Origin of the sequence: Bacillus sp. FSL R5-0709 (genome assembly GCF_038004785.1) — a bacterium.
In the GTDB taxonomy this organism is placed as follows: domain Bacteria; phylum Bacillota; class Bacilli; order Bacillales; family Bacillaceae_G; genus Bacillus_A; species Bacillus_A mycoides.
The window spans coordinates 4,830,242-4,849,134 of sequence record NZ_JBBORT010000001.1; the positions used below are offsets into that span (position 1 = coordinate 4,830,242).

An 18,893-nucleotide genomic window follows, 5' to 3' on the forward strand; every position below is an offset into this window, starting at 1 on the left:
CTTTCTTTCATAAGAAGTATGTCCCGCCATATGGAATGGAAAATAAAGTGAAACTTTAATCAGTGGGGGTTTTGTTCTTACCCACTGATTATTAGCCTTCACCAATCGGGCGTTTACGGGCAGTTGATCTCCCACCTAACTTCTTTGCTCCTGCCGAATTTTGAGGTGGGAGTTTTACTGCTCGTTAATGCGGGATAAACCAGCTGGATACACATCATAATGTATACTTTGCACAGGAAGCTGTGCATACGACATATACTGGCTCTGCATCATTTGTGCTACTTGTGCTTGTTGTTGCATTTGAATGGCCTGATGCACTGCCTGAATTGTCATCTGTGCCCCGGCCACTGTAATCGCTGCTCCTACTTGTCTTCCAGTGCAAAAATAAAGCGCTAAAAAATGGAATTCCTGTGATCCAAATGAACAGTACTAAAGGCTTATATAGTCCCTTCAAATTTTCTGAAACTAACAATACCGCTCTTCCCGTTTCTGGCCCAATATATATGCAGAACAATAAACCAAAACATCCGCAAAGAATGATAATTAACTTTAACCATAATGACAATTCGTTTTGTTTCACAAAAATCCACTCCTAAACTAACAGCATTTATCTATTGCTGTTTTTTCAACTTTGAAGTGATAAATCCAACTAGCAACACACCAATACCACTAAAGAACAATAGGTAGCTTACTGGTACTAGGAAAAAGAAAGGTTCTACAAGAAGCCCATTATCCGCCACTTTACTAGTTGTACCGTGCATTAATAAACAGGTAACTCCTAACGATATTAGTACGATAGCTAATAAAAATTTATTTTTCATAATATATTCTCCTTTAATTTCACAATTACTTTTGCTAACCTCATAATAAGTCCCGACGAATTTCAAGTCAACAATTTTTTATCGTTTTACGATAAATAATTGTTGACTTGAATAATAAAAAGACTATAGACAATCATTGTCTATAGCCTCTTCACTCTAAAATATTCTTTTTGGAACATACACATTCTTATCGCATTATGGTAGTTGCCATCAACGAAAAACTCATCTTGCAACTCACCTTCTACTATAAATCCGACCTTTTTATAAACGTGTACAGCTTTTTCATTCTCTTTATCGACAACTAAATATATTTTATGCATATTTAATACGGAAAAAGCGTAATCCATCGCTAAACGCGTTGCATCAGCTGCATAACCGTAACCTTGGTAACTCGGATCAATAATAATTTGGAATTCAGTTCTACGGTGAATATAATCGATTTCTACTAATTCGACTAATCCCACCATCTCATTATCTTTCTCAACGATAAATCGGCGCTCACTTTGATCATGTATATGTTTATCGTATAAATCCTGCAGCTCCACAAATGCTTCATAAGGCTCTTCAAACCAATACGACATAATATGCGCGTTATTATTAAGTTCGTGTACAAACTTTAAGTCTTCCCGTTCTAAAGGACGTAATTTCAATTCCTGACTCATTTCTATAACCTCCAAGTAAAATTACCTCTTCACTTAATTTCTCAATTTTTTTCGATTTCAAACGCCCTAATTACATTGTAAACCTTCAAGTAACTTGAAGGTCAAGGTACAAAAAGTAGTGCAAACTTATGTCTGCACTACTCTTTTCTCAAATCTCTCATATTCGATATGTATAAAGCAATAACTAAAACAAGAATGGATCCCGCATATAATAACGTCTCCATTGGTTCCTCATGAGACACAATAATTAAACGAATTAACGCCGTAATTCCGATATAAATAAAATAACGTAACGGAAAATGATAATTCGACTTAAAATACTTAATAATTAATGCGATGAACTCGAAGTATAGGAAATAGACGATGATACTCTCAACTAATTTATAAGATGTATACTTCTTCGCTGAAAATATGTATTGAATAAAAGTAATTGTTTCGTTAATTAAAAAAATCGATAAAACAATGGATAATATGATTAATGCTATATTTAATATCCACTGTAAAACGCTAGCTATATAATGATCGATATTAAATGACTTCATTTTCTCTTTTAGCTCCCCTTCGTGTAAGTACTTATTCATTATAGCAAAATTATACTTACAGAAATGTTAAATCATATATGATCATCCTCTTTCACGATTACTTCACCATTCGGATATTTATGCTTGCTGCAAAAGCGAGAGGATACGATACAGTCCCAATGCTTGGCTATAACGTTGAAGAATTCCGCAAAGCATTTAATAACTGACGTCTTAATGATTGCATTAGGCAAAGCAAAAGAGCCAGGATTCCCATCAGTTCGATTAACTGTAGATGAAGTAACGTCTTGGAATGGCGAGTTTTAATCACCGTGTTTATCGTACTTTTGGAATGAAAGTACGATAAACACTATTAACGAAACTATGATGGTAGCAACCATAATCATAATGCAAAACTACAATCTAATCGAATAATACAAAAAAGAAAGGCGGAGAAAACAATCCTTGAAGTTTTAAATCGAATTAATGAATTAGCTAAAAAGCAAAAAGAAGAAGGTTTAACAAAAACAGAATTAAATGAGCGCACAGAATTACGCGAGGAGTATCTTCAAATTATTCGCGGGCAAATCAACACCACTGTTACAGGATTAAAAATATTAGATCCTTTAGGAAATGACGTGACTCCTGAAAAATTAAAAGAGCAACAAAAGCTATCACTAAACACAGATAACAACGCATGAAAATACCCAGCTCCTTTGTTACTTAATGATTCATCTAATAGTACGTTTGCTTAGATGCATCATTAAGTTAATATCTACTTCCCCATCCACTTTCTGTTTCTAAATCAAAAAACCACAAACAAATTGTCCCCATCTTTTCTTTGCATCCTTTAGCTTTTTCACAATGAAACCATATACGTCAAAATCTTTTCATGACGTTATTACTTCCACATAGTTGCAATTTATATAATAACGGTACAGTACAAATAACTTGCTGTATAAAGTGAAACTTTAATCAGTAGGGGTTTTCTTCATCACCCACTGATTATTAGTTGAACCAATCGGGCTTTTACGGGCAGTTGATCCCCCATCTAACTTCTTTGCTTTCGCTGAATTTTGAAGTGGTGGTCTTACTGCCCGTTAATGCGGGATAAATAATTGTGGGGGGATTAATGATGAACGAAGCGTTACTATTAGTCGACATACAAAATGATTACTTTGAAGGCGGCAATATGGAATTACATCAACCTGAAAAAGCCGCACAAAAAGCGAAAGAAGTCTTGAAAGTATTTCGTGAAAAACATAAAACAGTTATTCACGTACAACATATTGCGAACAATGAAGGAGCTACTTTCTTCTTACCTGAAACAGTAGGTGCTCAAATTCATGATGATGTACAGCCAATTGCTAACGAAAGAGTCATACAAAAACATCACCCTAACAGTTTTTTAAGAACCAATTTATTTGAAACATTAAAGAAAGAAAAAATAGATCAACTAGTCATTTGCGGTATGATGACTCATGTATGTATTGATGCAACAGTACGTGCTGCCAGTGATTTAGGATTTCAATGTGTTGTAATTGAAGATGCTTGTACAACAAGAGATTTAGAATTTCAAGGAAATCTGATCCCCGCAGTACACGCTCATCAATCGTTCATGAGTTCGTTAGAGTTTGGTGATATTTATGCGAAAATCATGTCGGCAAACTGTTTTATAAACAAGAGCAAATAAAGAATTACAGTTCCATATAAAAAAAGAAAGAATACATCTCTTATTCTTTCTTTTTTTCGATTGTCTTAATGACAGTATTTATACGATAATCACCATAATGTAAAACATCTGCAAGAGTCTCTTCTAATTGCTGGTGCGAAGATGTGTGAAGAATCATGATATAACATCCATCGCCACTTATACGATACATTTCAGTAATTAAGTCCGTTTTTTCAAAAAAAGTTTGAATTTGATTATGATAATGTGGTGCATGCAGAAATAGTGTAACAAACGTCATAATAGACCCTTCTAACTTAGCCCTGTCGATATCTATCGTATATTTTTGAATGACACCCGCCTCTTCTAATTTATTAATTCGTTTCCCAACAGCCTGGCCAGTCAAATGTACTATCTCTCCAATTTCCTTCCAGTTCATTCTAGCGTTTTCTTGTAGTAACTTTATAATTTTAAAATCTGTTGAATCAAACATGGACATCCCCTTCCTATAGGAATCACCTTCTATAAGATCATCATTTCCCCTACAATTCATCTTAAAAACTTTTACAATACACTCGATTAACTCTATTAAGAATTACATTACTGTTAACAGCTTTCCTTCTTCCTTTACTATGTATTTTTCGATTACTCGTAGGTATCAGAAAAAAATTGATAAGCGTTCGAAAGGGCCATCCAGTAAGCCAGCGATTGTTTTTTATAAATATGAAAATTTTTTAGGAATTAGTTTATCTTTTTTTAATGATTTATTTAGAGGGAGTTTATACTCGGGGATTAACATGATAAACGTAGTAACTAAGTTCGTTGCTCCCACCTGAATCTTTTCATATAACAAAAATTTAAAAGGACGAACTGCTACTATAATCGCAAACCGTACTAACTAAAATCATACAATAAGGAGACGATAAAAATGAATAAAAAAACAAAAGTACTATCATCCATACTGCTAGGATTCACATTAGCATTAACAGGTTGCGCTGGCACGAAAGCTGAAGAAAATCATAGTAAACAAAAACAAGAACAAGCTGCGAAAGATACTAAAAAGGAAAATAAGTTAACTAAAGGGCAAAAAATGGCTAATATTCTTAGCGAGACAAATTGGCAAGGTACAAGAGTGTATGACAAAGATAAAAATGACTTAACGAAAGAAAATGCAAACTTCATTGGTCTTGCAAAATATGATGCGAAGTCAGGAAGATATGAATTTTTTGATGCTAAGACTGGTGCAAGCCGTGGCGATAAAGGAACTTTCTTTGTCACAAATGATGGGAAGAAAAGAATATTAATTTCAGAATCAATGAAGTATCAAGCTGTTGTTGACATGACAAAGCTAAATAAAAATGTATTTACCTATAAAAGAATAGGGAAAGATGCTAACGGTAAAGATGTAGAAGCTTTCGTTGAACATGTTCCATATAAAGAAAAAGAGCTTTCTTTCACGGATCCGAATAAGCAGCTAAACTCTACTACAGGTGATATCGTTAAAAACGTGGATGGAGATAAAATTTTAGGCGGAACCCTTTGGCATGGAACAAAGGTATTAGATGAAGCCGGTAATGATGTAACGCAGTTTAATTCGAATTTTATAAGTCTAGCAAAATTTGATGACAAGTCTAATAAATACGAGTTCTTCAATAGCGAAACAGGTCAAAGCCGCAGTGATTATGGCTACTTCGATGTTGTACATGAAAATAAAATAAGAGCTCATGTTTCAATTGGAAATAATAAATATGGTGCGGCTCTTGAACTTACTGAACTGAATAATAAGAAATTTACGTATAAAAGAACTGGTAAAGACCAAGCGGGTAAAGACATAACTATATTCGTTGAACATGAGCCTTATAAAGGTGATATAAAACCACAATTTAGCTTTTAAAAACGTTTGATTACAAATCCTGTACTGAGCTGCAGGATTTTTTTAAAGAAAAATCATTTATGATTCCCTTGAAAAAAATTGTCTTATATCCCCCTCAACAATTCAGCACGATTGTTGAATATAATATCTCTCATTTTTTTAACAGCTTTAAAAAGCCTTACTACACATAAATTGTAGTAAGGCTCCGACTATTTAAGATAAAAATTTTATTATCTCTATACAAATAAGGTTTAGCAAATAATGTTACTATAACCTCAAAAAAAGAAATCTTATTTTAACTTTCCTATTGATAAGTTAACACGATAATTCCCATACTTTAATAGTCGCCCCAGAAAGTTATCCAATTCTTCATTAGAAGCAAAATGTGTTTTTAATAAATAACATCCCTCACCACTTATACGGTCTACTTCAGAAATCCCTTCTTCTTTTTGAAAGAAATTCATAAACTCTTGATGATTAGCTGTTGTTACGAATAAAGTAACAAATGCAGTCACTACTTGTCCTAATTTGATTCGGTTTATTGCGATTGTATATTGTTCAATAATCCCTAAATCCTCTAATCTTCGAATTCGATTTCCTACAGCCTGCCCCGTCATATGTATTTTTTGACCAAGTTCTTTCCATTGTATTCTTGAGTTTTCTCCTAATAATTTCAGTATCTCAAAATCTGTTTGATCAATGATATAAACCAATCCTTTCATCGTGAAAGTAGAAAGCCAGAAAGTGTTTCGCCAACTTATTCTGCTTGTCGATACAATTCACTATACTTAGTTTATCCTCTTACATCACATTGTTTATCAGTTATATTTACTTATAACACAGAGGACGCAACAAAAAAATACATCTAGATTTAAAGGAGGTTACAAATATGTTATTACAAGAGATTTTATCGTTCAATGAACAATTTGTAGAAAATAAAGAATACGCTCCTCGTGAAGCGACAAAACTGCCTAAAAAACGTATGGTTGTTGTTTCTTGCATGGACGCTCGTTTAATTGAGCTACTTCCAAAAGCTTTAGATATACACGATGGTGATGCAAAAGTTATCAGAAATGCAGGTGGTAAAATTGCTTCTGCTTTCGATAGTGTTATGCAAAGTGTTGTCGCATCAGTATATGATCTAAATGCAGATGAAATCTTCCTTATCGGACACCAAAGATGTGGTGCGAGCCAAACTAATCCAAAAGGAACACTTCAAAAAATATTAGATCGTGGAGTAGCTTCACCAGAAATTTTATCAGCGATTGAATATGCTGGTGTTGACCTTGAAAAATGGTTATTTGGATTCGATGATGTCAACGGTTCAACTCAGGCTAATGTTGATTTAGTAAGAAATCATCCACTTATTCCAAAAGATGTTCCTGTACATGGTTTAGTTATTGATCCTCACACAGGTAAATTAGACTTAATAGTTGATGGATATAAAGCATTAAATGGTATGAAAAATTAATTATTACTTAAATGAAGGGAAGTTATTAGATATGAATAGACAAGAAGCTACACAAAAAATTATGGAAGCAAAAATTGCAAAAGGTTTAACATGGGAAGAAATTTCAAAAGTAAGTGAAAACTCTGAGACTTGGGTTGTAACAGCGTTATTAGGACAAGCTACAATGACACGTCCAGAAGCAGAAAAAATCGGTAAACTATTAGAATTAGATGAAGAAGTAGTTCAAGCATTAACAGTAGTTCCACTTAGAGGTCAAGTAATGCAAATGCCTCCTACTGACCCAATCTTATATCGATTATATGAAATGATGTTACAATACGCACCGACTCTTAGAGAATTAATTCTAGAAAAAGCTGGCGAAGGTGTAATGAGTGCAATTAACTTCAATCTAGGTGTGGACACACAAGAAGATCCAAAAGGTGGCGACCCTCGTATCGTGATTACACTTAACGGGAAATTCTTACCGTTCCGTACATGGTAATTAATTAAAAATCTATCTATATAATTAAAGTGATTTTATAGATTTATAAAATCCATCCTTTTTAATCTAGCTGTATAGAAAGGATGGATTTTTACTATGAGATTCTTTTTATACAAGGGAGAATAATATGAATAAAAAATACGTCGATACGAGCTTTAGTATTCTACAGTGGTTTGTGTTTTTATTAGCAAATGCAATTGCATTGCCTATCATTATTGGTGGCATATTCCATTTATCAATAGAAGATATCTCAACATTAATGCAACGAACTTTTTTAGTTGTAGGAGTAAGTTCATTTATACAAGCATGGTTTGGGCATCACTATCCCATAGCGGATGGGCCAGCCGGTTCATGGGTAAGTATATTTGTCATATTGGGACAAGTCGCTATGCATCAGGGACAAAGTGCAAAGGATGTATTACAACTTTTAGAAGGCGGATTAATTATTGCAGGTATATTACTCTTCACGCTTGGTATAACAGGGCTTGTACATCGAACCTTGCGTTTATTTACCCCTTTAGTTACAGGAACTTTTCTTTTAATATTATCTCTTCAGCTTAGTGGTGTGTTACTAAAAGGAATGATGGGATTACAAGGAGCTGTAACTCATCCTGATTATACAACGGCTACTATTGCGCTCTTTGTTTTTGCGCTTATTACTTTCTTATCAATTAAAGGGAAAGGATGGATGAAAAGTTACGCTGTGTTACTTGGAATTTCATGTGGTTGGCTTTTGTATGCTGTATTAGGAAAATCATCTCATCTGCCTTCACACACACCGTTAGTTAAGTTACCAGAGATATTCGCTTGGGGCATGCCTAGGTTCGATATTGGAATGGCTCTAACTGCAACTTTATTTACATTTCTTTTAGTTGCAAATACAATCGCTGCTATTTCGGCTGTAAAACAAGTGGCTCCGTTATCTAAAGAAAATGAAAAGCAAATACTGAACCGCGGCGTGTGGGCCGGAGGTATATCGCATATTATCTCGTCGTTGTTTTCTACAATTGGAATTGTACCATTACCTGCATCAGCAGGATTTATTCAACTAACAGGACAAAGAAAAGTGAAGTCGTTCCTTATAGCAAGTCTTATATTAGCAGGAATTTCTTTTATTCCTTCAATTGTAAACTTTATATCCTTACTACCAGGTCCTATTGCTAATGCCGCACTTTTAGCAACATTTGTCCAAGTAATAGGCATTTCATTTCAATCCATTTTACGTGAAGAATTAAATCAACGCCGATTAACAATATTAGGAATTTCATTATTAATCAGTTTGGGAATAATGTTTCTTACAGAAAGTGCATTTAGCGGAATTCCTTCTTCCTTACAATATGTTTTAAGTAATGGATTACTTGTGGGTACCATGCTTGTCATTCTATTGGAACAGTTTTGGAAAGAGTAAAATTTGTGACTAAGTAAAAAAGCGCCCTGCTTACAGGGCGCCTTTTTATACCTAATGACTAATACTAGCAGTTGGGTATAATGTTGTTCCTCCAATTGAAACTTTTATTTCATTTGTTAATGGAACATTTTGTTCATTAATAATTGTTCTCCACCATTCCCATGCAAGACCAGTACATTCTCTTGCTACGATTTTTATATTTTTTGAATTTGGTGGAAGAGGGATAACTGTAGAGTAATGAGCCGTTTTGTCTTTGCCGCTACCATCCCATGTTTTATGTGTTAGTACTTCTTTACCATTTTGATCAAATGTGAATTCATCCCAAGATACATCAAATTGCGCAACGTAAGCACCGTAATGATCCAGTGTCATTTTAGCACTTGAATATTCTGTAGTTGTCGTCTCGATATAATCTGTATTGTTATGAACAGCAGCAGTTGCATTATCTTTTAAAAAAGTACTTGTATATGAAATTGGGTATGCTGGATTTTTAAGACTTAATTCAGCATTATCTTTAATGATATTTCGGATTTCATTGAAATCTTTAGTAACAACCTTGTTATGCTCTTTCGCATCTCCGCCTAATACTACAGCAGTAAAGGTACTTTCTTCAAAAATATCTTTGTACTGTCCATTCGTTTCGACGCTGTTATTCTTAAGTAAGGCTTTAAAAGCAGCTTGTACATCTTTGCTCTTAGATGTTGTTTCTAATTTTACATAAACAGTTCTACCATAAGCTACATTTGAGACCATAACAGGTGGAGCCGAATTACTTACACCTTTACGAGTTAACTCACCAAAAGTAACACTATTATCAAAAAGATCGGATGGATTGTTAGGTAGTTCAGCACTTACGGTATAAAATATTTGCTTATATGCCGCTACCATCACTTTTTTCTCTCCATTTGCAACCGCATTAAAATCAATGTTTAGACTGTTATCAAGATATTTAGCGTTAACGTTAAGGGCACTTGCGATTTGTGATTTACTATAAACCATAGATTCTGTATACTGCATTCTTGCAGGTAACGTATGTGTTTTAGAATACTTTTCATTCCAAGTAGATACTAAATCATCTACTGCTCCAGCCACATTACCATATGTCGGATTTTGGACAGTAATTGTATTTTCTTTTCTCATGCCAGGCAAGTCTATACTAATATTCAAAGGCTTTCTCTTAGCCACTAATAAACTCGGTTGATTGTCTGCAAAAGCTTTATTTGCAAGTTGTACCGCTCCTGGATACGTACGATTCACCACAGAATCAATAATCGAAATATCGACTGGTGAAGTTGTAAGTGATTTTTTCTCGCGTTCCACTACTACAAATTTACCATTTGAATTGATACTTTCTTTCGGAACAAAACTCTCTACCTTATCACCATTTACAGCTAAAACCTCTTGATTATTATATTTAAGATTTGCTATACCAGTATCAATGCCACTAGCATTTTTGGTTACATCAGTTGTATTACCTGCTTGTGTTTCTGCGAAGGAAATAGATGAATAATTAATAGTGCATAGACTAACTAATAAACACGCAAGGAACTTTCTTCTTTTAGTGTTTTTCTTAATATTCAGAAAAATCACCCCGTTCTTTTTTTAGTAAGATATGATAATGATTGATAAATGATAGCTAACTAATAAACCTACATAAATGCTTTCAAAAGTTCTTGAATTAACGGGATTACGCCACCTACAAATTTCAAAACTGCCATTGCGATTTCCATATTATTTCCTCCTTTTTTATTGCTACGAAAATGTGATTTATCTTTATGCCCTCATTATAGTGACCCCTTACACTTTTATCAATACACTCTTATATGCAATATTACATACAAAAAAAACAAGCTGAATTCTTATAAAAAGTTATACAGAGATAAATTTTACGTTTGGTAAATACTTGAAAATACGAAGCGTTCTTTGCATTTCATGAGTAATTTACAAGTTTATTGTTGGAAGCATCGCAGGACCGGAAGTAATGAAATACATACAGGACTGTTACGAGCAGCCAGAAATATTAAGAGTTATCATGGGCAACCGCATTAAAAAAAACTGCTGCCTATAAAATACAGACAGCAACTTCAACTAGAGTAGCTGGCATGATTTACACAAGCTACAGTATTTTTTTGACATACTCATTTTTTACATTTTGTAACTAATAAACAGCTATTGGCCCATAAGGACCATTGATAATTTCTATTTTTGTTTCAAAAATATCTGTCAAAATTTTTGGGTCCATAACCTCTTCTACTGTTCCAAAAGCAGCTATTTGTCCATCTTTCATAGCACAAATTTTATCAGAATATTTAGCCGCAAAATTTATGTCATGCATAACAGTCAAAATTGTTCTTCCAAATTCATTAGCCGCACGTCTCAAATGCTCCATCATTTGAACAGAACGAGCAACATCAAGGTTATTCAGAGGCTCGTCCAAAAGTACATATTCAGTCTCTTGGCACAATACCATCGCTACATATGCCCTTTGTCTTTGACCACCAGAAAGCTCATCTAAATATCTATTCTCTAAATTAGTTAAATCTAAAAAATCGATATATTTAGAAATAATAGCTTCATCCTCTTTAGTTAATCTTCCCTTTGAATAAGGAAAGCGCCCAAATCCAACTAATTGTCTAACAGTAAGCCTAGTTACAAAATGATTTTCTTGTCGCAATATAGTCAAAACTTTTGCTAGGTCTTTTGATTTGGATTCAGAAACATCCATATTTGCTACCTGAATTTGGCCTTCATCCATATCTAAAAGTCTGCCAATCATCAAAAGTGTCGTTGACTTTCCAGCTCCATTTGGTCCAATTAAAGAAGTAAAGCCCGCTTTTGGTATTTCAATATCCAAAGGTCCTATTTTTACCTTATCAGTATAGAACTTTTTAACATTATCAATTTTTATCATAAAGCCCTCTTCCTTAAAACTATAGTTAAGAATGTTATTCCACCAAATAATTCGATAATAACTGAAACTACACCTTGAGCATGGAATACATGATACATTAAAAAGTATGCACTCGTCATTATTAAAAATCCTATTGCAAAAGCCATTGGAAAAATATATCTATGATCATACGTTGACGCCGCCTGATAACTCAAAGTTGCTACTAAAAAGCCGTAGAAAGTAAGTGGCCCAATTAGAGCTGTTGAAATGGACATCAAAATAGCAACTAATACAAGCGTATAAATTACACTAGGTTGATATTTAACTCCAAAAGAAGTAGCAACATCCTTTCCTAGTGACAAAACATTCAAATTCTTAGAATGTGCAAAAATTAATACTGCTACAATTATGATCATAGGAATTACAATAGGAAAATATGCAGGATCTGCATGATTAACAGAACCAAATAATCTCGCTTGTAAAATATCAAATTCTGAAGGCGCAAGTAGTTTCCTCATGAAAGTTGACACAGAATTTAGCCCGGTACCAATAATAATTCCAACTAAAAGCATAAGTTGTAAATTCCCGTATTTACCGGAAAGTAACCATCCATAAAGTATCAAACTCATAAAGACCATAACAACGACTTGAAATAAAAATGATCCAATTCCATTAAAATTTATCAATGCACTAGCACCAAAGAAGAATATTGTACTCGTTTGAATTGCTGAATAAAGTGATTCGAAACCTAAAAGCGAAGGAGTAATAATCTTATTATTCGTAATAGATTGGAAAGCAACTGTCGACAAGCTATGGCAAACTGCAGCAATAATCATTGCAACAATAGCTACTATCCTTCTCTTAACAACTGGGATAAAAGAAGGTGAATCTATCGGAACTGGATTGTTATAAACTAAAAGTCCATATGAAGAAAGAAGACCTAAAGCAATCAATGTTATCAGCAAAATCCAATAACGTCTTGCTTCCTTCTTAGAACGAAAAGCACTAGCTGATCTATTTTCATTATGAAGGCTAGAATCGATTTCGACATTTTCTTTATTTTTATATTCTAATGTGATCATCGTAGCCTCCTTGGTTTTCTTTGCCTCAATAAAATAGTAATAAACACGACTGCTCCCACTGTTGCAAGTATTAAAGAAACAGGTACTTCAAAAGGCTTTATAATTGTTCGAGAAATGATGTCACAGGCAGTTATTGTCCCCATTCCGATCACGCACACCCAAGGTAAATTACTCCTAAGATCATCACCTCTAAACATTGAAACAATATTTGGAACAATTAATCCCAAGAAAGGTAAGTGTCCAATAACAGCTGCAACAATTCCAACTGCAACAGAGATAAGGCCAGTCCCAAAAAGAACAATTCTATTGTAATTAACTCCAAGGCTTGTTGCGACATCTTCTCCTAGTCCAGCTAAAGTCAATCTATTAGCATACATAAAAATAAGCAAAGTAATGATAACAATCAGCCATAAATATTCATATCTTCCAACCTGAACGTTAGCAAATGAACCTACAAACCAAGTTTCAATACTTTGCGTCATTTGAAAAAGGAGTCCCAAAAAAGTAGACACTGCAGAAATAACTGCTCCAAGCATCAATCCAATAATCGGGACAATTAAAGACGAACGAAGTTTAACTCTTCTTAAAAATAAAAAGAAAATCATAGTTCCTATAAAAGAAAAAATGATTGCACCAGTCATTCTTTGAACTAAAGTCGGGGCAGGAAATAATAAATATACAAAAAGCAGGCCTAAGCCTGACCATTCAATAGTCCCCGTTGTAGTAGGTTCAACAAAACGATTCTGTGTAATGAGTTGCATTACGAGTCCTGCCATCGCCATTGCAGCACCAGTAAGCATTAATGCAACTGTTCTCGGAACACGAGTTATGAAAAACATCTCCATTCCGTCCTCTTGTCCGCGTATATCATAAACTCCAGTAAACAGTGATATAATCCCTAAAATTATAACAACTATAATCGCTATTATAAAAGGTTTTGTCCATAATTTATTGTGATTATAAAACTGGGGTTGAGAAGTATTCTCAACCCTAGAAATTATATTTTTTGACACTGTTTCGTACTCCTTTACACTACTTAGCTAAAGTTTTTGCAATATTACCAAATAACTCTATGTAAGTCTGAATTGATTCATTTGTGTAAGTATCTTCTGGTGCATAAACAACCTGTTTTTTAGAAACAGCAGTTGTGTTTTGAAGAGCAGGTGATTTAGAAATAACATCTTTAGCAGGAGCTGAAGTAGCAGCATCAGATGTTGCAGCATCACGATCTAATACGAAAAGCCAATCAGGATTTGTTTGTGCAATAGCTTCAACAGAAACGTCATCACCTTTATGACCTGCAGTAGAATTTGAAACTTCTAGTGCTGGAACCCAACCGAAAATTTCATACATTGGTCCCCAAACACGACCAGAGTGAGGAGCAGCAAAACCAATATTCCCACCAGTAACGATAACACTCATAACTTTATCTTTTCCATTATAAGCAGATTTTGCAGTTTCAATAGATTTATCAAAATCAGCTACTAATTGTTTAGCTTCTTTATCTTTATCAAAGATTTTTCCTAAAGTAATTGTAGAACTTTTAAGTCCATCTACTAAATTTTTCCCAGGCGTAGTAGATTTCTCAGAAACATCAACATTAAGATCAATAACAGCTGCATTTGGTACTAATTTTTTGATTTCTTCGTAATGGCCAGCAAATCTTTGACCAACGATTACAAGTTCAGGGTTTGCCGCTGCAATAATTTCAAGATTTGGTTCGCGGTGATTTCCAATATTTTGAACTTTACTATCCTTTACATATGCTGAATCTGCAGGCATTACATCCTTTGGAGCAGCCGCTAATTTAATTCCCCAATCAGCTAAAGTTTCAAAAGTTCTATTATCTAAAGCAACTACATTTTTTGGATTTACAGGGACTTTAACAGTTCCATGTGCATCAGTGATTTCAACCGTTTTTGGCTTATCACTACTATCACCTTTATTAGCTTTCGAAGTTTCCTTACTTGAATCTGAGCAAGCTACTAACATTAAAGTGAAAATTGCTAGAATACTTACTAATTTTAAAAGCATAGTTTTTTTCATACGTATACTCCTTATTATGTAATTTAGTTCGAAAATGATAAAGTCCATAGATTAAATTAGATAGTAACTTTTATGCATCTAAATTGCTATTGATAATCATTTTCATTTGAACATCCTGTAAATAAGTATAGTCATTAATTCTGTGAAAATCTTGTGAATGGTGTGAGTTAACAAAATTAAAAACAAATTAGATACAGTCTCCACCAGATCCATCCCCCACACGTACTAACTGATAGATTAGCACCTTATAAACCATGATTTCTACTGCAAAAAAGGGCCCATTAATAGCTAATTTTTTCATATTCCACTATCTGATAGCAATCTTCTTTTTATAGTTTCCGTCTTTTAATATTTCACAGAAACTATTTTATTATCTTATTTTTATCATTCAACCATTGAATAGCCCCTGCCATGTATCGTTTGAATATATCTATCTCTCTTCTCGCACTTTAATTTTTTTCTTACATACCCAATATATAAATCCACTACATTGGGATTGACTACTACGTTATATCCCCAAACCTGGTTCAAAAGCATTTCACGGCTCAATATTGTGTTTTTATTCTTGATTAAAAATACAAGTAAATCGTACTCGCGCTTAGTAAGCGTGAGATTTTTACCACCTTTTTTCACAATATTGCTAGATGCATCAACAAAGAGATCTTTAAACTGAAAAAAGTTTGTCTCATTTTGCTGGATACAGTCACTTCTCCTTAAAATAGCTTGAACCCTCGCTACTAATTCTTCTTTCACAAATGGTTTTCTAATATAATCATCTGCTCCTGCTTGTAGCCCTGCTATACAATCCTTGCTAGAAATATTGTCGGTCACAATAATTATCGGTGTCGTTTTAACAAGTCGTATTTGTCTGCAAATTTCTGGTCCCGATATACTTAATGAATCCCAATCCAATATGATAATATCCCAATCTTGTTCATATACTATATTTAAACCTTGGTTTTCATTGTGAAGTTTTAAAATGAAATAGCCCTCTTGCGTTAGACCGCTTACTATTTTCTTTGCAAAAGACCGTTCATTCTTAATTACTAACACCTGCTTCACCGATGGTTCACCTCTACTTCAATATAACTTAGTTGGATAAAAAGTTATCTCCAAAAAATAATTTAAGATTTATAAATATTAAATCCCTAAAAAAAGCCATTATAACAGCTTATTAGGAGAACTCTATATAATCTTACAATAGATATGGATAAAAACACAAAATATATGAAGATTTAAATACATATTATTTAATCATTAAGAGCAACTATATTATCTAGCTGCTTATTATCAATAACTATTCCCTCAGTTTCTGTTTCAAGGGTACCGTCCTCAACTTAAGCATTTTATAAAACCACAAAATGAAAAAACGGTATTCTTTCTATTTTTCTACTTATAAATACTTGTGTAGAAGTGATTTTGTTATTGTTTATTTTAGATAAAATTGTGATCGTTAGGGGATAACACACACAAGATGCATGGAGAATGGAATTGAAAGAACCGAAGAATTAAATACATTCTAATTTTAGAACCATAACCTCGCCAACCTGGCAAAGTTATGGTTCTTTTTGTGACTTTACCCATAAAGTTGCCGCTAAAGGAAGCATATCTTTGCCGTGGATTAATTATTAACCCATAAGCTTGCCGTGAATACTGTTGGTTTGTAATAAAGTTTGATTAAAAGCATGCTACAAAAATTGATTTTTCAACAGAAGAAACCCAAACATTTTGAAAAAAGTTTGATCAAAATGCTTGGGTTATTTGTTGCTAGTGAATAATTTTTTATAAAAAGTTTAATCATTTTTCTATCTGTGTTTGCTCAACAATCGCGTCCGATTACTAAAGATCATTATTCAAACCTTATTGAAGAAAAGCACCCGTTGGTTAAACAACAGAAGGTTTCTTAGTCAAGAACCGCTCCAATAGTATTACGGTATTAAATTACCTATCATAAGATTCGAGCTTCAAAATAAATTCTTCAACATCCTTGCCTCTTGCGTTGGAAAAACCCTTATCTTCAGAGATGATTTTAAACCTGCATTTTTCCAATACCCTAATGGAGGCGAGATTATCTTTAGCGGCACGAGCATAGAGCGGGCGTACCTTAATATACTCCAGAAACTCTGACAACGCTTTAGTTGCAATACCATGACCCCAGTATTCCTTCCCAATCCAGTAGCTTACTTCGGGTTCGCAGAACTGTTCAAAGTTCGAGACGTGTCCAGTGACAATGCCATTGAATAATATAGTCTTAATTGTGATAGTCTCGTCAGCGATAATTTTTTTCCAATGGTCAAAAAATGCGTCCTTATCAGTGGGATCTTTAGCTGTAAAGGCAGCCATATAGTTCGCCGTTGAATCTAGTTGTTGTTCGAAAAAGATAGGAAGATCTTCCTCTGTGATATCTCGTAGCTTCACTTCGCTTTTGCTAATGGATTCCATATAATTCACAAGCTCCTTAACATATTTTTGAATATAAATTCTTCCAAGTTTAGAGAAATTCCTTCTTCAACTAACCTGCCACTTAGCTTAAGTACGTTTCTTCATAATATTCTCTATATTCTTTAACAGAAATATCTAATTTTCTTATTAAGTGTTATTCCACAAAATGGCCCTTTAGTTGAGTAACTTTATTGCTACTCAACAGTTCCTTAATCCGTCTTTCAGTTCAAATCTTCTTTTCACTATAAAAACACCCCTTTAGATAAACAGATCCAAAGGGAGAAAACATCGCGTCTTTTTTATAAACATCGTGACTTTATTTAAAAGCGACATTAAAAATATTCTTCAAATCCTGGAAGCATAAGTTTGCCGCAAACAAAAAGAACCATAAGCTTGCCGGAACGGCAAACTTATGGTTCATATCACATACAAAATAAAAAAACCACCAAATATGTATTGGTGGAGACGGTGGGAGTCGAACCCACGTCCAAAAATATCGGCACTTAAGCTTCTACGAGTGTAGTCGATATATTAGCATTTCGCGAACTCTTCGGCCTATCGACAGGCTTCCAAGTTGCTAGTCTGATTGTTCTCTTCCTTCGCCCTCAGACGGCGAACTCCGGCGTAGTCCACTTAGTTTGAGTCCCTTACCCTACCACATGGACGATGGAGGGAGGAACCTTTAGTGCAATTAAGCAGCTAAAGAAAGATTGTTTTGTTTGCCAATTATAGGCTTTGACGTTTTAACGAGGCCGATCCCCTCGACTCGCAACCTAAGCTCGAACTATCCCTGTCGAATCCGTAACGTCCCCATGATAAAAATGGAGCATACGAAGAAATATCGTGATAGCTACTAAGAGCTGTTTTTCAATGTGCAACAATCTTACATAAGTTATTATATCATACGCGCGCCGTTTTACAAATGTAAATATCTGTATTACATCTTTTGACGATCACGGAACACGCGTGCAATTTCACGTTTAGCTTCTTTCTCTTTTAAATCGTGACGCTTATCATATTGCTTCTTACCTTTTGCTAAACCAAGTGCCATTTTCGCAAATCCATTTTTCAAATAGATTCTAACTGGAACTAATGCATATCCTGTTTCTTTTGCGTAACCTGCTAGCTTATCAATTTCTTTTTTATGAAGAAGTAACTTCCTTGTACGTAGCGGATCGTGATTGAAACGATTCCCTTGTTCATATGTATTAATATGCATATTATGAACCCATACTTCACCGTTATGTATACGTGCAAACGCATCTTTCAAGTTCACGCGTCCAGCGCGAATCGACTTAATTTCCGTTCCTTGAAGGACAAGCCCTACTTCGTATGTTTCTTCGATGAAATAATCATGAAATGCCTTTTTATTTTGCGCAATAACCTTACCTGTACCTTTTGGCATATAACGTCCCTCCTCTATTTTTACTATTGTAACAAATGTAAACCAAAAGCGAAAGTGGCTCGCTCAGAATGTGAGGTGGATGGAGCTTCTGACCTTGAGGCGCTCTTTGCCTCCTGGGAAGAAGC

Annotated in this window: 20 protein-coding genes, 1 other RNA gene and 1 pseudogene; 7 read left to right on the plus strand and 15 right to left on the minus strand. The window is 34.3% G+C overall.

Annotation, left to right across the window (positions count from 1 at the left end; genetic code table 11):
- Window positions 1-174 precede the first annotated feature (174 nt).
- The 4 genes from MKX37_RS24960 to psiE all read right to left on the minus strand — a co-directional run bounded on the left by MKX37_RS24960 (window position 175) and on the right by psiE (window position 2,025).
- Entirely contained in the window at window positions 175-354 is a 180-nt protein-coding gene (locus MKX37_RS24960) for a DUF3947 family protein (RefSeq protein ID WP_080019790.1), read from the minus strand.
- Between the two features lie 257 nt (window positions 355-611).
- The gene (locus MKX37_RS24965) at window positions 612-821 is read right to left on the minus strand and encodes a DUF3955 domain-containing protein (RefSeq protein WP_002129860.1); all 210 of its coding nucleotides are present in this window, start codon (window positions 819-821) and stop codon (window positions 612-614) included.
- A gap of 140 nt (window positions 822-961) precedes the next feature.
- Window positions 962-1,483, minus strand: coding sequence for a spermidine N1-acetyltransferase (gene speG / locus MKX37_RS24970; protein ID WP_002112781.1), 522 nt, complete (start codon window positions 1,481-1,483; stop codon window positions 962-964).
- Between the two features lie 137 nt (window positions 1,484-1,620).
- A complete protein-coding gene (gene psiE, locus MKX37_RS24975; protein ID WP_002129862.1) occupies window positions 1,621-2,025 on the minus strand; it encodes a phosphate-starvation-inducible protein PsiE in 405 nt (134 codons plus the stop codon).
- 116 nt (window positions 2,026-2,141) lie between these two features.
- Here psiE and MKX37_RS24980 point away from each other — a divergent pair.
- From MKX37_RS24980 to MKX37_RS24990, 3 genes and pseudogenes are all read left to right on the plus strand, one after another.
- Window positions 2,142-2,328: pseudogene (locus MKX37_RS24980) on the plus strand (nitroreductase family protein); the annotation flags it as partial.
- 134 nt (window positions 2,329-2,462) lie between these two features.
- Entirely contained in the window at window positions 2,463-2,702 is a 240-nt protein-coding gene (locus MKX37_RS24985) for a DUF896 domain-containing protein (protein ID WP_078422106.1), read from the plus strand.
- A 434-nt stretch (window positions 2,703-3,136) separates the two neighbouring features.
- Window positions 3,137-3,694, plus strand: a complete 558-nt coding sequence (locus MKX37_RS24990; RefSeq protein WP_033713130.1) for a cysteine hydrolase family protein — start codon at window positions 3,137-3,139, stop codon at window positions 3,692-3,694.
- Window positions 3,695-3,734: 40 nt separating this feature from the next.
- Here the strand turns inward: MKX37_RS24990 and MKX37_RS24995 are convergent, their stop codons facing one another.
- Window positions 3,735-4,169 (minus strand): Lrp/AsnC family transcriptional regulator, encoded by a 435-nt coding sequence (locus MKX37_RS24995; RefSeq protein WP_002099310.1) that lies wholly within the window; start codon window positions 4,167-4,169, stop codon window positions 3,735-3,737.
- A 429-nt stretch (window positions 4,170-4,598) separates the two neighbouring features.
- On the opposite strand from MKX37_RS24995, the gene MKX37_RS25000 reads away from it, so the two are divergent.
- Window positions 4,599-5,564, plus strand: a complete 966-nt coding sequence (locus tag MKX37_RS25000; RefSeq protein ID WP_078422082.1) for a DUF4822 domain-containing protein — start codon at window positions 4,599-4,601, stop codon at window positions 5,562-5,564.
- Between the two features lie 269 nt (window positions 5,565-5,833).
- Here the strand turns inward: MKX37_RS25000 and MKX37_RS25005 are convergent, their stop codons facing one another.
- A complete protein-coding gene (locus MKX37_RS25005; RefSeq protein WP_002016035.1) occupies window positions 5,834-6,265 on the minus strand; it encodes an Lrp/AsnC family transcriptional regulator in 432 nt (143 codons plus the stop codon).
- A 167-nt stretch (window positions 6,266-6,432) separates the two neighbouring features.
- Here MKX37_RS25005 and MKX37_RS25010 point away from each other — a divergent pair, with 167 nt between their 5' ends.
- From MKX37_RS25010 to MKX37_RS25020, 3 genes are all read left to right on the plus strand, one after another.
- The gene (locus MKX37_RS25010; RefSeq protein ID WP_002129867.1) at window positions 6,433-7,014 is read left to right on the plus strand and encodes a beta-class carbonic anhydrase; all 582 of its coding nucleotides are present in this window, start codon (window positions 6,433-6,435) and stop codon (window positions 7,012-7,014) included.
- Between the two features lie 31 nt (window positions 7,015-7,045).
- The gene (gene cynS / locus MKX37_RS25015) at window positions 7,046-7,495 is read left to right on the plus strand and encodes a cyanase (protein WP_001081567.1); all 450 of its coding nucleotides are present in this window, start codon (window positions 7,046-7,048) and stop codon (window positions 7,493-7,495) included.
- 127 nt (window positions 7,496-7,622) lie between these two features.
- The gene (locus tag MKX37_RS25020; RefSeq protein WP_078422081.1) at window positions 7,623-8,903 is read left to right on the plus strand and encodes a purine/pyrimidine permease; all 1,281 of its coding nucleotides are present in this window, start codon (window positions 7,623-7,625) and stop codon (window positions 8,901-8,903) included.
- 51 nt (window positions 8,904-8,954) lie between these two features.
- Here the strand turns inward: MKX37_RS25020 and alo are convergent, their stop codons facing one another.
- The 9 genes from alo to smpB form a co-directional block, all read right to left on the minus strand.
- On the minus strand, window positions 8,955-10,493 hold the full coding sequence (alo, locus tag MKX37_RS25025; RefSeq protein WP_002016038.1) for an anthrolysin O/cereolysin O family cholesterol-dependent cytolysin Alo: 1,539 nt from the start codon (window positions 10,491-10,493) through the stop codon (window positions 8,955-8,957).
- Between the two features lie 568 nt (window positions 10,494-11,061).
- Window positions 11,062-11,814 (minus strand): iron ABC transporter ATP-binding protein, encoded by a 753-nt coding sequence (locus MKX37_RS25030; protein WP_002120667.1) that lies wholly within the window; start codon window positions 11,812-11,814, stop codon window positions 11,062-11,064.
- Window positions 11,811-12,875 (minus strand): iron chelate uptake ABC transporter family permease subunit, encoded by a 1,065-nt coding sequence (locus tag MKX37_RS25035; protein WP_002129871.1) that lies wholly within the window; start codon window positions 12,873-12,875, stop codon window positions 11,811-11,813. The genes MKX37_RS25030 and MKX37_RS25035 overlap by 4 nt, the downstream gene beginning before the upstream one ends.
- Window positions 12,872-13,888: an ABC transporter permease gene (locus MKX37_RS25040; RefSeq protein ID WP_002129872.1), complete on the minus strand. Its 1,017-nt coding sequence runs from the start codon at window positions 13,886-13,888 to the stop codon at window positions 12,872-12,874. Before MKX37_RS25040 ends, MKX37_RS25035 begins: the two co-directional genes overlap by 4 nt.
- Window positions 13,889-13,907: 19 nt before the next feature.
- Window positions 13,908-14,921, minus strand: a complete 1,014-nt coding sequence (locus tag MKX37_RS25045; protein ID WP_002129874.1) for a siderophore ABC transporter substrate-binding protein — start codon at window positions 14,919-14,921, stop codon at window positions 13,908-13,910.
- 384 nt (window positions 14,922-15,305) lie between these two features.
- The gene (locus MKX37_RS25050) at window positions 15,306-15,983 is read right to left on the minus strand and encodes a response regulator transcription factor (RefSeq protein WP_003192297.1); all 678 of its coding nucleotides are present in this window, start codon (window positions 15,981-15,983) and stop codon (window positions 15,306-15,308) included.
- Window positions 15,984-16,862: 879 nt separating this feature from the next.
- Window positions 16,863-17,363: a GNAT family N-acetyltransferase gene (locus MKX37_RS25055; protein WP_002184681.1), complete on the minus strand. Its 501-nt coding sequence runs from the start codon at window positions 17,361-17,363 to the stop codon at window positions 16,863-16,865.
- Between the two features lie 457 nt (window positions 17,364-17,820).
- Window positions 17,821-18,175, minus strand: a transfer-messenger RNA (tmRNA) gene (gene ssrA, locus MKX37_RS25060).
- Between the two features lie 125 nt (window positions 18,176-18,300).
- On the minus strand, window positions 18,301-18,768 hold the full coding sequence (smpB, locus tag MKX37_RS25065) for an SsrA-binding protein (protein WP_002034685.1): 468 nt from the start codon (window positions 18,766-18,768) through the stop codon (window positions 18,301-18,303).
- Window positions 18,769-18,893: the final 125 nt, after the last annotated feature.

What these genes read in the sequence shown, in the direction of transcription:
- MKX37_RS25055 (WP_002184681.1), bottom strand. Translation starts at nt 17,363, where the DNA reads ATGGAATCCATTAGCAAAAGCGAAGTGAAGCTACGAGATATCACAGAG.
- MKX37_RS24965 (WP_002129860.1), bottom strand. Translation starts at nt 821, where the DNA reads ATGAAAAATAAATTTTTATTAGCTATCGTACTAATATCGTTAGGAGTT.
- MKX37_RS25030 (WP_002120667.1), bottom strand. Translation starts at nt 11,814, where the DNA reads ATGATAAAAATTGATAATGTTAAAAAGTTCTATACTGATAAGGTAAAA.
- MKX37_RS25045 (WP_002129874.1), bottom strand. Translation starts at nt 14,921, where the DNA reads ATGAAAAAAACTATGCTTTTAAAATTAGTAAGTATTCTAGCAATTTTC.
- psiE (WP_002129862.1), bottom strand. Translation starts at nt 2,025, where the DNA reads ATGAAGTCATTTAATATCGATCATTATATAGCTAGCGTTTTACAGTGG.
- MKX37_RS25005 (WP_002016035.1), bottom strand. Translation starts at nt 6,265, where the DNA reads ATGAAAGGATTGGTTTATATCATTGATCAAACAGATTTTGAGATACTG.
- MKX37_RS25035 (WP_002129871.1), bottom strand. Translation starts at nt 12,875, where the DNA reads ATGATCACATTAGAATATAAAAATAAAGAAAATGTCGAAATCGATTCT.
- MKX37_RS24995 (WP_002099310.1), bottom strand. Translation starts at nt 4,169, where the DNA reads ATGTCCATGTTTGATTCAACAGATTTTAAAATTATAAAGTTACTACAA.
- MKX37_RS25010 (WP_002129867.1), top strand. Translation starts at nt 6,433, where the DNA reads ATGTTATTACAAGAGATTTTATCGTTCAATGAACAATTTGTAGAAAAT.
- MKX37_RS25020 (WP_078422081.1), top strand. Translation starts at nt 7,623, where the DNA reads ATGAATAAAAAATACGTCGATACGAGCTTTAGTATTCTACAGTGGTTT.
- speG (WP_002112781.1), bottom strand. Translation starts at nt 1,483, where the DNA reads ATGAGTCAGGAATTGAAATTACGTCCTTTAGAACGGGAAGACTTAAAG.
- smpB (WP_002034685.1), bottom strand. Translation starts at nt 18,768, where the DNA reads ATGCCAAAAGGTACAGGTAAGGTTATTGCGCAAAATAAAAAGGCATTT.
- MKX37_RS24990 (WP_033713130.1), top strand. Translation starts at nt 3,137, where the DNA reads ATGAACGAAGCGTTACTATTAGTCGACATACAAAATGATTACTTTGAA.
- cynS (WP_001081567.1), top strand. Translation starts at nt 7,046, where the DNA reads ATGAATAGACAAGAAGCTACACAAAAAATTATGGAAGCAAAAATTGCA.
- MKX37_RS25000 (WP_078422082.1), top strand. Translation starts at nt 4,599, where the DNA reads ATGAATAAAAAAACAAAAGTACTATCATCCATACTGCTAGGATTCACA.